This window comes from Chrysiogenia bacterium (genome assembly GCA_020434085.1).
Taxonomy (GTDB): Bacteria; JAGRBM01; JAGRBM01; order JAGRBM01; family JAGRBM01; genus JAGRBM01.
The window spans coordinates 1-13,566 of record JAGRBM010000131.1 but is presented as its reverse complement, the minus strand read 5'-3'; the positions used below and the strand labels follow the sequence as shown (position 1 = coordinate 13,566).

General features: G+C 64.5%; 10 protein-coding genes and 1 riboswitch. All 10 genes read right to left on the bottom strand.

Annotated features, from left to right (window positions below):
- Positions 1-132: 132 nt before the first annotated feature.
- Positions 133-1,740: a PAS domain-containing protein gene (locus KDH09_04365; GenBank protein ID MCB0218905.1), complete on the bottom strand. Its 1,608-nt coding sequence runs from the start codon at positions 1,738-1,740 to the stop codon at positions 133-135.
- Between the two features lie 14 nt (positions 1,741-1,754).
- Positions 1,755-3,194 carry a PAS domain S-box protein gene (locus KDH09_04360; protein MCB0218904.1) on the bottom strand — a complete coding sequence of 480 codons (1,440 nt, stop codon included), beginning with the start codon at positions 3,192-3,194 and terminating at the stop codon, positions 1,755-1,757.
- 125 nt (positions 3,195-3,319) lie between these two features.
- The gene (locus KDH09_04355; protein MCB0218903.1) at positions 3,320-5,281 is read right to left on the bottom strand and encodes a chemotaxis protein CheA; all 1,962 of its coding nucleotides are present in this window, start codon (positions 5,279-5,281) and stop codon (positions 3,320-3,322) included.
- Between the two features lie 66 nt (positions 5,282-5,347).
- A complete protein-coding gene (locus tag KDH09_04350) occupies positions 5,348-5,713 on the bottom strand; it encodes a response regulator (protein MCB0218902.1) in 366 nt (121 codons plus the stop codon).
- Between the two features lie 20 nt (positions 5,714-5,733).
- Positions 5,734-6,219 (bottom strand): chemotaxis protein CheW, encoded by a 486-nt coding sequence (locus tag KDH09_04345; protein MCB0218901.1) that lies wholly within the window; start codon positions 6,217-6,219, stop codon positions 5,734-5,736.
- 11 nt (positions 6,220-6,230) lie between these two features.
- Complete coding sequence (locus tag KDH09_04340) at positions 6,231-7,622, bottom strand: methyl-accepting chemotaxis protein (protein ID MCB0218900.1); 1,392 nt, start codon at positions 7,620-7,622, stop codon at positions 6,231-6,233.
- Positions 7,623-7,848: 226 nt separating this feature from the next.
- The gene (locus KDH09_04335; GenBank protein MCB0218899.1) at positions 7,849-8,781 is read right to left on the bottom strand and encodes a cobalamin-binding protein; all 933 of its coding nucleotides are present in this window, start codon (positions 8,779-8,781) and stop codon (positions 7,849-7,851) included.
- An 8-nt stretch (positions 8,782-8,789) separates the two neighbouring features.
- Entirely contained in the window at positions 8,790-9,455 is a 666-nt protein-coding gene (locus tag KDH09_04330; protein MCB0218898.1) for a diphthine--ammonia ligase, read from the bottom strand.
- Positions 9,456-9,481: 26 nt separating this feature from the next.
- The gene (locus tag KDH09_04325) at positions 9,482-10,942 is read right to left on the bottom strand and encodes a hypothetical protein (GenBank protein MCB0218897.1); all 1,461 of its coding nucleotides are present in this window, start codon (positions 10,940-10,942) and stop codon (positions 9,482-9,484) included.
- Positions 10,943-10,976: 34 nt separating this feature from the next.
- The gene (locus KDH09_04320; protein MCB0218896.1) at positions 10,977-13,001 is read right to left on the bottom strand and encodes a TonB-dependent receptor; all 2,025 of its coding nucleotides are present in this window, start codon (positions 12,999-13,001) and stop codon (positions 10,977-10,979) included.
- A gap of 94 nt (positions 13,002-13,095) precedes the next feature.
- Positions 13,096-13,330, bottom strand: a riboswitch (cobalamin riboswitch).
- Between the last annotated feature and the right edge of the window lie 236 nt (positions 13,331-13,566).

Here is a 13,566-nt window from a genome sequence, read left to right as displayed (position 1 = left end):
GGCCTGAACTTCCTCTATCAGGGAGTTCGCTACTTCGTGGACGTCGTGGGCGCCCAGCCCATTTCCAGCGACGCCGACGGCGAGGACGTCCTCTATACCGTCAACCTCACGCCCGGCGCGGCGGACTAGCCTCTACTGCACGTTTACCGGAAAGCGCAGGTGGAAGATCGTGCCGTCCTTGGATGATTCGAAGCGAATGGTTCCGCCGTGGCGTTCGATGATGCCGCGGGTGATGTAAAGCCCCAAGCCCGAGCCTTCCTGCTTGGTGGTGATGAAGGGATTGAACACCTTCTCACCCAGGTCGGGATGAATGCCGGGGCCCTGATCCTCGATCTCCACGGAAACGCCGCCATCCTCGCACGCGTGCGTGCGCACGACGATCGTGCCGCCGCCGGGGCTCATGGCCTGCTTGGCATTGTTGAGCAGGTTGATGAGCACCTGCTGCACCTCTCCGGGAACGGCCACGATGCTGGGCAGATCCTTCTCCAGGTCGGTCTGGATTTTCACCCCGCCGCGGGAGAGTTCGTAACGACTGAAGGAGAGCGCGCGCTCGATCTCTTCGTTGAGGTCGAGCGGCCGCTTGCTCTGGGCCATCTCCGGCCTGGAGAAGCTGAGCAGGTTTTTCGCCAGATTGTTCACCCGGTCGAGTGATTCGCGCACGAAACCCGCCGAGCTCTTGAGGTCCTCGGTGGGAAGCCCTACCCGCTCGGCCCCGCGGAGGAGCAGCTCCGCAGCCGACCCCAACACGGTGAGCGGGGAGTTGAACTCGTGGGCGATGCCGGCGGTCATCTCGCCGAGCGAGGCCAGTTTCTGTTGCTGCGCCAGCGTGCTCTGCAGGCCCACCGTCTCGGTCACGTCCAGGCCGACAAAGAGAATGTCTTTCTGCTTGCCACCCTCGCGCCCCGGCACCTGCGTGGCATTGACGACCAGGTGGCGCACCCCGCCATCGGAGGAGAGGAAGTCCATGGGCTCGCCCGTGACCTCACGCCCGGCAGCCGCTTCGCTGAAGGCGTTCTTCCAGCGACCGTAGCGCTCGTCCACCACGACAAAGTCGAAGAAGTCCGCCCCCAGTACCTCGCTGCCTTCCTGCCCCAGCAGGGCCAGCATGACCGGGTTCACGAACTGCACCCTGCGGTCCTTGTCCAGCACCAGGATCGCCGCGTTGGAGTGTTCGAAGAGCCCCTCGACGTAGCCCTGCAACACGTCGGTACGCTCGGCCAGCACCAGGCTGCGATAGGCGGCGGCGAACTGGTTTCCCAGAATGCGCACGAGTGCGACGCGCTCCTCGCTGGCCTGATCGGCACTCGCCAGCTCGATCCAGAGAATTCCAAGATCGTTGCTCAGGGAGATGAGCGGAACGACAAGAATGGCTTCGCTGCCCGGGCTCATGGGACCGTAAGGCGCGATCGTCTCGAAATCCGTGATCAGCCGGTGGCTGCCCCGGTCGCGGCCGCGCCGCCGGTATTTCGAATCGGCGGTAAAGCTCCGCCCCAGAAGCGGGCGCAGCCCTCCCGAGCAGGCGACGATTTCGGCGGCTTCCCCCCGGTAGAGCGCCAGGCAATAGCTCGAATCGGGAAAGGTCTTTCCCACAATGCGCGTCATGCGACGCAGCAGCGCGTCCATGCTGCTGGAAGTGGACAGGTCTTCGCTGAAGCGACTGACCGACCCGAGCAGTTCGTCGAGCGCTGCTGCGCGGCGCTCCAGGCGCCGGCTCTTCTTGCTTGTTCTCTTGGTGCCCATTGCGGTGCTGGTTCTCAGTCCTTCTCTTCCGATTTCATGTCCAGAATGCTCGTGTCGCCCGCGTAGCGGCGCTGCCGGAAATCCTGCACCTTGCCCAGATCGCTCAGGATTTGTTGCATGCGCTGCACTTCTTCAGAGAGCGAGGCGACAAGCTGCGCGGCCTTGTCGTTGCCCGCCACTGCGTCTTCGAGCTGGTGGATCTTGCCGAAAGTCGCCATGAGCGGCTGGGCCAGCTCGTGGCTGGCCGCGCCGGCAACCGCCGTCGCGGCGCTCTTGCGCGCTTCGGAGATGCGCATTTCGCGGGCGGCCTCAAGGTCCTTTTCAATGCGGATGCGCTCTCGCAGGTCGTCGAGAATCGCCATCCAGGCCAGTTCCTGACCGCTGCGGTCATAGAGCACCGACGCGGAGATCATCACGGGAATCTCTTCCCCACCCTTGGCGATGATTGCATTCACGCAGGGCTCCAGGCGGCCGCGTCCGCCGTAGTTCTCGCTCTCGAGCCGGCGGCGCAGGTCCTCCAGCACGCCGGGGGCGTAGAAATCACCGACCTTGAGCTCGCCCACAACCTCTTCGAGCTTGTAGCCCGAAAGGCGCTCGGCCGCTTCGTTGAAGACAATGATAGAACCGTCCTGCTGCGCGGCGATCATGGGATAGCCGCTGTGTTGCACAACGGCGGCCAGAAACTCGCGAGTCTGCTGGAGCTGCGCGGCAAGCTCACCCCAGTGGCCATCACAGATGAACTCCACCATCACCTCGGGCACCAGTCCCTGCAGGCGGCGGATCTTCACTTCGTGAACGGCGCGCTCGCCCGCGCGGCCGACCAGGCTGCACTTGGCCAGTGCTCCGGGCTGGCCGCTCGAGACCGCCTCCGCAACCAGGCGCTCAAACTGCTTGCGCACGCTTTCATCCAGATACGGCGCGATCGATTTTCCGGTGAGCGATTCGGGCGCCTCGCCGAGTGCGTCGGCGAGCGCTGGATTGGCTTCCTGGCACAGACCCTCGGCATCGAGCACGGCCAGGGGCACGGAGAGGCTGGTGAAAGTGCGCACGTAGCGGCTGCCGAAACGGCGCGCGCGCAGGTGCGATTCGATACGGGCGAGCAGCTCGGGCGGCGCCACCGGCTTGGTCAGGAAATCGTCGGCGCCGCGCGAGAGCAGATCGAGCATTTCTTCGCGCCCCATTTGGCCGCTGATCGCCACGATGGGGACCAGCGCCCCACTCGGGGTGAGGCGAAGCTGCTGGCAGACTTCCTCGCCGCTCATGTCGGGCAGGATCAGGTCGAGCAACACGAGGTCGGGAATGATCTTCTCGGCAAGGCGAAGCGCCTCGCGTCCGGTCGCCGCCTTGAGCACGTGGTAGTTGCGGCGGGTCAGGATCTCCTCATAGAGGGCGAGCGCGTCGGCATCGTCCTCTACGACAAGTATCGTCTCCGGTATGGCCGCTGTTGTTGGCATACAGGCCCCTGTTGCCGCATCAGTAAATGAAGCGACGCCCCGCCATTGATGTTCGCGCAATCCCGATGACGCCCAGAGTATCAGGTTTTGTGGAAAGAGGCACGCGGGCGCGAAAGTGCGCGAAATCAGGCAGGAACGGACTCGGCAAATTCGCTCTCCCCCTGGGGGGTGAGCGCCGTGACCTCGATGACGAAAACGGGCCGGCCCGAGCCCGTGACCGTCGCGCCGCCCAGGCACTCGATGTGATCGAGCGGGCGTCCCAGTGGCTTGATGAAGGCTTCCTGGTGGCCGATGAAGTGGTCGACCTCAATGGCCATCATCTGGTCTCCGCGCTCGACCAGCACCAGGTGGCACTGTTCGGCCACGCCCGCGCCGGGCACCCCGAGTGCCGCGCCCAGGTTCACCACCGGAACGGATGTGCCGCCCTGCACGTAGTAGCGCACGCCGCGGCTGTGCTGGAGGTGTTTGTTCTCAACAATGACCGTGTTGACGATGCGCCCGAGCGGGAAGGCGAAGGTCTGCTCACCCACGCCGGCCATGAGCACCGGGACGATGGCGACCGAACGGGGCAGGACCAGCTCAAAGGTCGTCCCCTGCCCGAACACCGAGGTGATCTGCAGGCTGCCGCCGATGCGCTCCATCAGCGCCTTGACTGCGTCCATGCCCACACCGCGGCCCGAGGTTTCCGTCACCTGCTCGGCCGTCGACAGGCCCGGCAGGCAAATGAGCTGATAGGCGTCGAGGTCGCTCATCTTCTGGGCTTCGTCGCTTGTAATCAGCCCCTTGCCCAGCGCTTTCGCACGCAGCTTCCCAGCATCGATGCCGCGGCCATCGTCGGTGATCTGGATGATGGTTTTTTCGCGCTCGCGAAAAGCCAGCAGGCGGATGGAGCCCTCGCGCGGCTTGCCGGCGGCTTCGCGCTGACCCGGCGTTTCGATGCCGTGATCGACGGCGTTACGCAGCAGGTGAATGAGCGGATCGAGCACCACTTCGAGAATCGAGCGGTCCACTTCCAGGTCCTGCCCCCGCATCTCGAAGTGGACTTCCTTGCCGTTCTTGCGCCCAAGCTCGCGCACTGTGCGCGGCAGAATGGAGGTTACCGACTCCAGCGGCATCAGCCGGATGTTCATCACCTGCGCATAGATTTCGCGGACATGGGCATCGAGGCGGTCGCTGATCTCGGTGAGTTCGGGTTCGTCGCGTTCCTGCGCGTAACCCGAGAGACGGGCGCGCAGGGAGGTCAGCTCGCCCACTGCGTTGATGAAATAGTCGAGGAAGGAGGTGCGAACACGAACCGTGGACTCCACCGCCTTCGGGGACGTCGTGGGCTTCTCTTTGGGCTCGCTTTCTTCGGCAACAGGTGCAGGCACGGACTGGGCCGCTTCCCAGTCGCTCACTTCGCTGATGGCTTCGAGAACCTTTGCGATTTCCTCGCGCGAAGTAACCCCCGAGAGGTGAACGCGCACGCCGTCTTCGAAGTTGCCCTTCTTGATGTCGGCCAGCGAAGGCTTGCTCGAAACCACCTTGCCGACGGTCTCCAGGCGCTTGTAGGCGAGAAAGGCCTTGAGCCCGCCCATGGCGCCGTCGACGGAAAGGCGGTAGTGCACTTCGTAGTCCTGCCCGCCGGCGGGTTCGGCAGGAGCAGTCTCCGCTGCGGCGGCCTCGGGCTCGGCGGCGTTCTCCGGGGCCGGCGCCGCCTTCTTCGGAGCCTCACCGCCCAGCAGGGAGCGGATGCGGCCAGCTACCTCGTCGGCGTTGCGGGGCTCGGCATCGCTCGCACGGGCATCCACCTGCATGGAGAGGATATCGATTCCCTCGACAAGCAGGTCGATCACCGTCTTGTCGGGCTCGCGATCACCATCGCGGAAACTCGACATCAGATCTTCTACGGAATGGGAGAGTTCGGCGATCTCGTCGTAGCCCATGGACGCGGCCATGCCTTTTACCGAGTGGGCCTGGCGGAAGAGCTGGTCGACGAGTTCCTTGTTACCCGGGCTGCGCTGGAGCTGCGCTGCGGCCACGTCCATCTGCCCGAGGCTTTCCTGCGCCTCGTTGACGAACATGGTCTTGTATTTGGACATGTCCATGGGAAGCTCCGCGCCTGCCCTGCGCTCAGCCGTAGGCCCTGCGCTGCCAACCCATGGAAAGGGAGACTAGAGCGAGGCCACCTTCTTGACGACTTCGAGGACTTTCTCGGGCGTAAAGGGCTTGACGATGAAGTCGCTGGCCCCGGCCTCGATGGCCTCCATCACCAGCGATTCCTGCCCCAGCGCGCTGCACATGATGATGCGCGCGTCGGAGTCGGTCGCACAGATTTCCTTGACCGCTTCGATGCCGCTCTTCATCGGCATCACGATATCCATCGTCACCACGTCGGGCTTGAGCTCGCCGTATTTCTCGACGGCTTCCTGACCGTTGGTCGCCTCGCCCACCACGTCGAATTCCGGATCGGCGAAGATGTCCCGGATCATGTTTCTCATGAAGACCGCGTCGTCAGCGATCAATACCCGGATGGCCATGTTGGTGCGTCCCCTTATTTCTAAGCTGCCTGGAAGATTCGGTCGATTGTCTCGACCAGCACTGCCGTGTTTATCTTATTTACAATGCCATCGGGCTCCGGGTAAACCCCTTCGAGCCACTTGGCTGCATCCTCTTCCCCGCCCCCGGCAACACGCTGCTTCGAGGAAAGCGGGGAAATCCGGTCGACCCGGTCCACCTGCAGGGCGAACGTGCAGTCGCCATAGCTGAGGACCACGAGCCGCGTCAACGAGCCGGAGAGCACCGTGGGCACGTCCTGCGTGCTTTGCGAGCCCTTCGCCGGCGCATCGAGCACGCTGGCGGCGTCCACCACCGCCAGTACCTGTCCGTGGTGGGGGATCGCTCCCAGGCACTGGGACGGTGAGCGGGGAACGAACTCCAGCCGCGGCATCTCCAGCACTTCGTCCACCTGTTTCAGGTGCAAGGCGTACCGCTCACCCGATTGGGTGAAAATCAGAAATAATTCATCGCGCAGGTCACTGGCCATTGGACAGCCGCTCAGGCCTCAATGACCAGCGCCGCTTCGTCATCGTCGTCGTCCGAGGGCTTCTGGATGCGGAACGGTGTCACGCCTCCGCCCACGATCGAACCGTTGTCACCGGCGCTCCCCTGCTCCAGCCGGAAGCGGCTGGCAGCGGCCTTGAGCTGCTCGGCCAGGTCGGAGAGCTCCAGCGCCGAGTTGCTCATCTCGCGCATGGAGTTGGTCTGCTCGCGCGTGGCGGCGGAAATTTCCATGGTCGAGGCGGCGGTATTGTCGGCCACGTTCTGGATGTCTTCCATGGCCTTGAGGATTTCCTGGCTCTGGCTGGCCTGCGTGCGGGCCAGTTCGCTGATGCCCTGGGTCTGAAGCTGGATCTCGCTGAAACTGCCCACAATGCCCTGCAGGGCGTCGCCGATGCTCGTCACGTCCGAGCGGCTGCCGGCCACGGTGTCGACGCTGGCCTGCATGGCCTCAACGACGCGGCGGCTCTCTTCCTCGACGCCCTCGATGAGCTCGGTAATCTGCTCGGCCGAACGGGTCGTCGACTCGGCGAGCTTGCGGATCTCGTCGGCCACCACGGCAAAGCCGCGGCCGTATTCGCCGGCCTTGGCGGCCTCGATGGTGGCATTGAGCGAGAGCAGGGTCGTGCGCTGGGCGATGCCCGAGATGACGACCACGATCTTGTTGACCTGCTTGAGCTTGTCGGAGAACGCGCTCATCAGACGCGAGGAGTCTTCGACGCGCTCGAAAATCTCGCGCATCTTGTCGACCGATTCCTCGGCCAGCTTCGAGCTGCCGCGCACGGTCTCCACCGCCTTGGTCGCGCGCTCGGCACTCTCGGCCGCGCTGCGCTCGGTCTGCTCGACGGCGTTGACCACCTCGCGCATGCCCGAGGAGGTTCGCTCCACCAGGCGGCTCTGGTGATCGGTGCCCCGGGAGATATCGGCCATGGTGGCGGCGATTTCCTGGGTGGAAGTTGTCATCTGCTCGGCCGTGGCCGAGAGCCCGTGGGCCGCACCGGTGATCTTGGTACCGGTGGCCTGAATCTGCCCCACCAGTTGCTGGAGGTTCTGCTGCATTTCCTGGAACAGACCGGCCAGCTCATCGGTTTCGTCGCGGTATTTCTTCTCCCCCATGTTGATGGGGGCGTTGAGTTCACCCTCGGAGACGCGCCGGGCGGCCGTCATCAGGGCATTGAGGTCGGATTTGAGGCGCCGGGTGATGATGGCGCTCACGCCGGCAGAGACGCCCGCGGAGACCAGAACCACCAGGAAACTGACGATCGTGAGGTCGAGCTGGAGCGAAAAGAGCGCGATGATGAGCAGGGACGACACCAGGGCGCCGCCGAAGAACCACCAGCGAATGCGGTCGCCGATGCTGATGCTCAGGGTTGGATTGGGATCCTTCACTCGCTTTGCTCCCCAATGGCCCAGCCTGCCCGCAAATGGGACCGGCGCCGGGCATGGACACTCCCCCAACCCTCAGAGGGTCGGGGAATGCTCCCGCCTGGAACGATTACTCGTTGCACTTGGCTTTACTCTAAACCGCAATTCGCCAATTTAGCAAGAGTCTTAGGGGGTTAGCTTATCCCGGAGAGGCCCGTGAGCCAAATCACGGCTGCTGGGGCCACCTGCTTCACCTGCCGGGAAGGCGCTTCCAGCCGCTCCCCTCGTGGCCGAACTCGAAGAGGCCCGGATGGAGGATTTCCGCCAGGATTTCCAGCGATTCGACGACCCGGGGGCCCGGGCGGTTGAAGAAGTGGTGCCCGTCAGTGAGATAGACCCGCCCCTCGCGCACCGCCCGCAGTTCGGACCACCCCTCGCGGGCGCTCAGGGCCGGCAATTCCCGCTCGGTGCGCTCGATCCCGAAGCCGCAGGGCAGGATGAGCAAATAGTCGGGGTCGGCGGCTACGACGTCCTCCCATTCGAGCCAGGGGGAGTGCTCGCCCGCCTTGCCGAACAGGTTCTCGCCCCCCGCCATTTCGACCAGCGTGGGCATCCAGTTGCCCCCTGCCATCGGCGGGTCGATCCACTCGATGGTGGCGACCCGGGGGCGCGCGGCCCCAGCCTGCTTCACCCGGTTTGCGACCTCCGCCATCCGGGCACGGCAGTGGCTGACGAGCTGCTCGCCGCGCTCTGGCACGCCGAGCGCCCGGGCCACCTTGCGAAAGTCCTGCCAGAGATCATCGAGGCTGTTGGGCTCGAGCGAAACAAGGGTGGGCCGCGAACCCACGAAGTTGCACACGGCCGCCTCAACATCTTTAAGAGAAACCGCGCACACATCGCACTGGGACTGGGTGACGATCACGTCGGGGCGAAGCTCATCGAGCACTTCGGCAAACACCCGGTAGACCGAGGTCGCCTGTTCGAGGATGGCTTTGACCTTCTGGTCGATCTCGTAGCTGGTTCCCGAGAGATCCACCTTGGGTTCGGTGCACACGGGAAGTTCCGCGACGCCCGGCGGGAAGTCACACTCGTGGGAGCGGCCCACCAGGCGATCGCGAAAGCCCAGCGCGCAGACGATCTCGGTGCTGCTGGGAAGAAGGGAGACGATTCGGTTCGCGTTCATGTGTTTACTCAGCTCGGCACAAGGTCGCGGAAGTGGAACTGCCCGTCGATGCGCGTCTCGCCCAGCTCGAATTTCACGGGCTCGCTGAAGTTCGGGCCATCGAAGACGAAGGTATGGAACTCGCCTTTCTCCCCGCAGGGATCGACGCCCTCGGGGAGCTCGGCGAGAAAGGCCTCGTCGATTTCGCGGCCGGCGAATTCGGCGCCGAGCTGGGCGGTGTCGACGCACACCACCATCGTGCGAAAGCCCGCACTCAGAAAATCCTTTGCAAACTGCCGGGTCTCGCGCAGCCACACCGGGAAGAGGGCCTCCATCCCGACGCGGGCGAGGTTCTCCTCCCGGTAGCTGCGGATTCCCTCCAGATAGAGATCGCCGAAGGCCACGCGGGAAATGCCGCGCGCCTTGGCCGCGTTCATCGCCGCGCCCATGCGCTCTTCGTAGACCTCGTTGCTGGCGAGCTTGGGAAGCTGCACCCGCTCGAGCGGCACGCCCAGCGCGGCAGCCTGTCGCTCCAGCAGTTCATTGCGCACGCCGTGCATGGAAATCCGGTCATAGCCCTCGGTCACGCTCGTGAGCAGGGCATCGATTTCGTACTCGCCCGCACGCTGCAGCTCCCACAGTGCCACGGCGCTGTCCTTGCCGCCGCTCCAGGACATCAGGATTTTCTCTTTCATTGCGGATGCTCCAGTTCGCTTGCGGCCTAGTAGAAAGTGAGGCTGCGCGGGAGAATTCCCGGCCGGGCCGTCGGGGCGAAGGCCGCGCTCTCGTCTTCGGCCGTATCGCTGAGGTCACTGCCATTGCCGTTGTCGCTCGGATCGACGTCCCAGATCCGGACGGCTCCGACAGCCGAATCGGCCAGGTAGAGAGTATTCGTGAATGGATCGCCCAGAATCGAGCCGAAGCTGTAAGCAAACGCATTCGCAAGGGGCACCGTGTTGGCCTCGCCCGTCGCGGGATTGAAGCTGAAGAGCGCCTGCGAGACATTCTGCGGCGGCGCGCTGGTATCGGGGCTGCAGGGGCTCATCACGCCCACCGCGTTGCAGCCGAATGATCCGTAGGTGGTCACAAAACCCAGCGTGGGCGAGAGAATGACGAGCTCACCAGAGAGCGGCGACATTTCATCGGGCATCGTGCCGCCGGTGTAGAAGTCCTCGGCGGCGACAATGCTCGTCACGACCACGTCATTTCCCTCCGCAAGGGGCGAGAGATCGACCGCCATAACCCGCGAGGCGTCGATCTGGTCCGCGTGATCGCCGTCCTGGGGTGCATAGTAGTCGCCGAAGATACCCGAGCAGGCGACGTACAGGATCTGCGTTGTCGGGCGGTAGACCAGCTTCGTTCCCGGTCCCTGACACACGTCACCGCCACCTGCATCGAGCACGATGGGATCGGTGGTGCCGGAACTTGTATCGGGGGTGGCATCGACAATCGTGTCGGTTGCCGGATCAAGCAGCGCAATGAGCCCCGTGCCCGCGCTGCCATCGAAGGCCGCGTCGGCGTTGAGCAGCGTCACCGCGACGTAATCGCCCGCCCATGACAATGCATCGGCGCGCGCGAAGTCGTTGCCGGCGGTATTCACGTGACCGGTTCCGCTGGCGCCGAAAACCACGTTGAAATCGAAAGCCGGCACTTCGGTGAGATCACCCGTGAGCGGGTCCATGATGACGACGTCGTTGGAGCGCTCGTTGTCGAAGGTGGTGGCCGCAAACGTGAACTGCCCCTGCCGCGCGACGTAGATTTTCTCATCGCTGACCACCAGCACGTCGGTGGGGTTGGGATTGGGATCTTCGCTCATGCTCCGCACGCCAAACTGCCCGCGGATCGCACCGGTGCCCGGCGTGACAATGGTCAGGTTGCCCTCGGTGCGGTCGAGCAGGAGGATCTCACCAAAGGGGCTCGGCGTGTGCGCCGCCACCACATCGCCCGAGAGCGGCGCGGAGAGCCCGGCGCTGCCACCCGATGTGACGAGCTCGGAGACCGCCGCCTGGCGACTGAGGCGATCGACGCTGGAAACCACCGTGTCGGCATAGTCGGTGCTGATGGCCAGCACGCCCTGCGCGGGGCTGCCGCCGAGCAACACCTGCAGCTCGTCGGTGGTGCAGGCGCCCGTCGCCGCGCACACCAGCGCGGCCGCCATGATTCGCATTCCAATTTTCTTCATCTGCGTTTCTCCTGATGAGCGCCGTTCCAGGCGCCTAGATCGCGCGCCACCGGATCTGCCCCAGCAGGGTCAGTCCCGGAAGCGGTTGGTTGGAAAAGTTGATCAGACTTTTCTCGTTGGTGATGTTTTTCGCTGACAGCGTCAGTTGCAGTTCGTCATTGAAGAAGCGCACGAAGGCGCCCGCACCAAAGATGCGGCGCTCGGGTGCCTCGCTCAGGTTGGCGGGCCCCAGGAAGTTTGCTCCCACGTATTCGAAATCCAGCCAGAGCCCCGCGCTCGAAGCCTTCCCCGCAAAGGAGTCTTCCAGTCGAAGGCGCGTGTAGGCCTGCCACTGGGGCACAAAGGGAAGCTCGAAATTGTCGCTGGGTTTCTGGCGCGCGCGGGTCCAGGTGAAGTTACCCTCCCATGCGAGAAACCGGGGCAGCTCCCATTTGGCGGCAAGTTCCACGCCCTGATTCTCCGCGCCGGTCAGCGCGCACTGGTTGATGCCGGCCTGGCAGACCAGCAGCACCCCGGCGCCGTTGAGACGGAAGGTGATGAGGTCGTCCACATTCGAGCGGAAGTAGCGCACGCCCACGCCCGCCTTGCGTGCCAGCGGAAGGTCCTTCCACTCGAGTGCCGCACCAGCATCGAAGTTGATTGATGTTTCGGGGCGCAGATCCGGATTGCCGCGCACGAAACCGGTGTTGCCGAAGAGTTCCGAGAAATTCGGCAGCCGCACCGCGCGAGAAAGATTGGTGCTCAGCAGCAGCCACTGACGCGGTTCCCAGCGCACGCCGCCGCGGGCGGTCACTTCGTTGTGAGAGCTGCCGCCCGTGGTCGGCGTGCCGGCGTTCGAGCCGTTGAGGTCGTCGCTGGCGTGCTCATATCGCACCTGCGCGACGAGCAGCAGCTCCTCAGTGAGGGCCTCGTATTCCAAACCGCCCGCCAGCGTGAGCTGATTGCGTGAGCTGCTCGGGAAGTTGACGAGCAGGGCCTCGTCCTTGGGCGAAAAACGCTCGTGCCGGAACTCGGCAAAGGCCTCGGCCTTGAGCGGATCGAAAATGTAGTGACCGAAGAGGACGTTGGCGCCCGCAACGTAGTCATCGTCCTTGGTGTCGAGTCCGCCCAGCAGTTCTCCAAGCGGGTCGTCGATGTCGAGCCGCGAGAAGGTGAAGAAGGCGTGGGCTTCGAGCGAGGAGTAGTCCGTGAGCCCGGGCAGATCGAGGGCGAGGCTCGTGAGCGAACGGGCCTCGAACAGGCGCGTGGCGCTCTGGGGCGTCGCGCTGAGCTGGATGTTCACGCCCTGCTCACGCGCGCCGAAGACTTCGGTCAGCGAGAGACTCCCGCCGCGGGGGAGCTTGCGAATCACGCGAACGAGCGCGTCGCCGCGATTAAAATCGGCGTTTCGTCGCTCATCGTCGAAGTCGTCACTGGTCACGGTGGGCGTTCCCGCGGGATTGCGGAACGAAAAATCGTTTTCGGCGCCCTCGTAGGAAAGCGAGAGGAGTGCAGCGTAGGGCGAGTCCTTTTTCGCATGGGTCGCATGGAGCGCACCTTGGCGCCAGCCGAAACTGCCGCCGCCGGCCAGCAGGGAAAGCGCATCTTTCTCGGGCACGATGCTGGTGAGGCTCACGACGCCGCCGATAGCGGAGCCGCCCGCCGAGAGCGGCGCCACGCCGCGGTAGATCTCAATGCGGTCGAGGTTCTCGGTGGGGATGATGGAGAGATCGACGCCGCCGTTGCTCGCGCGCTCGAGCGGCACGCCATCGAGCATCACGCGCACCTGGTCGCTCGTCGAACCGCGGATGGAAATGGTGGAGAAGGAACCCAGCCCGCCGAGCTCACGCACACGCACGCCCTCGTCGCGATTGAGAAGCTCGCCCGCGCCAACGGGCTCGCTTTCGATCTCCTCGCGCTCGATCACCGTGGCAGACGCAATCGGGTCGGCCTTCGGTTCGGCGATGCGTTCGCCCTCGACAACGATTTCAGGGAGTTCTTCGGTCTGCTGCGCCCGCGCGGGAGATTCCTGCGCGAAAGCCCGGGAGGGCAGCGCCAGGGCGAGCACGGCGAGCGCCACGACAAGGCGCCCGAAAGCAGACCGCCCGTCCTCCAAGAGGAGGACGGGCGGGATATATAACCACGCGACCCGCATCTTTCTCCTCGGAAAGGTTTGCTTCGGATCGCCTTCGGGCAGGTTTCCTGGCTCGGAGGAATCACATGCGGCGCTTGGGGGTCGCTCGTCCGGACGGCCTTCCCGATTCAGCTCTCTGAACCAGTGGCCTCCGGTCACCCGAAGCCGCTTCCTCCTTACAGTGGCGGGACCGCGCCGGACTTTAACCGGCTTCCCTCTAGGCCCTTCTCCTGGTTGAGCGAGAGAAGGGCTGCACCGCAAAGGCGTTGACTAGTTGTCTCCGGCAGGCTGTGGCCTACAATCACTTGCAGGCCCCAAAGCCGTCACCGGCAGGGCCGAAGCTAAGAGAAATGCCGCATCAGGTCAACACAATTCTCCGGCGCCCCTCGCGGCGCGCGCGCTACCTGCTGATTTCCTTGGGAATTCACGCCGCGCTTTTTTGCGGGGCGATCTGGTGGTGCAGCGCGCCTGGCACCACGACCGAACCGGCGCGGCCGCTCTTCGTACGCTT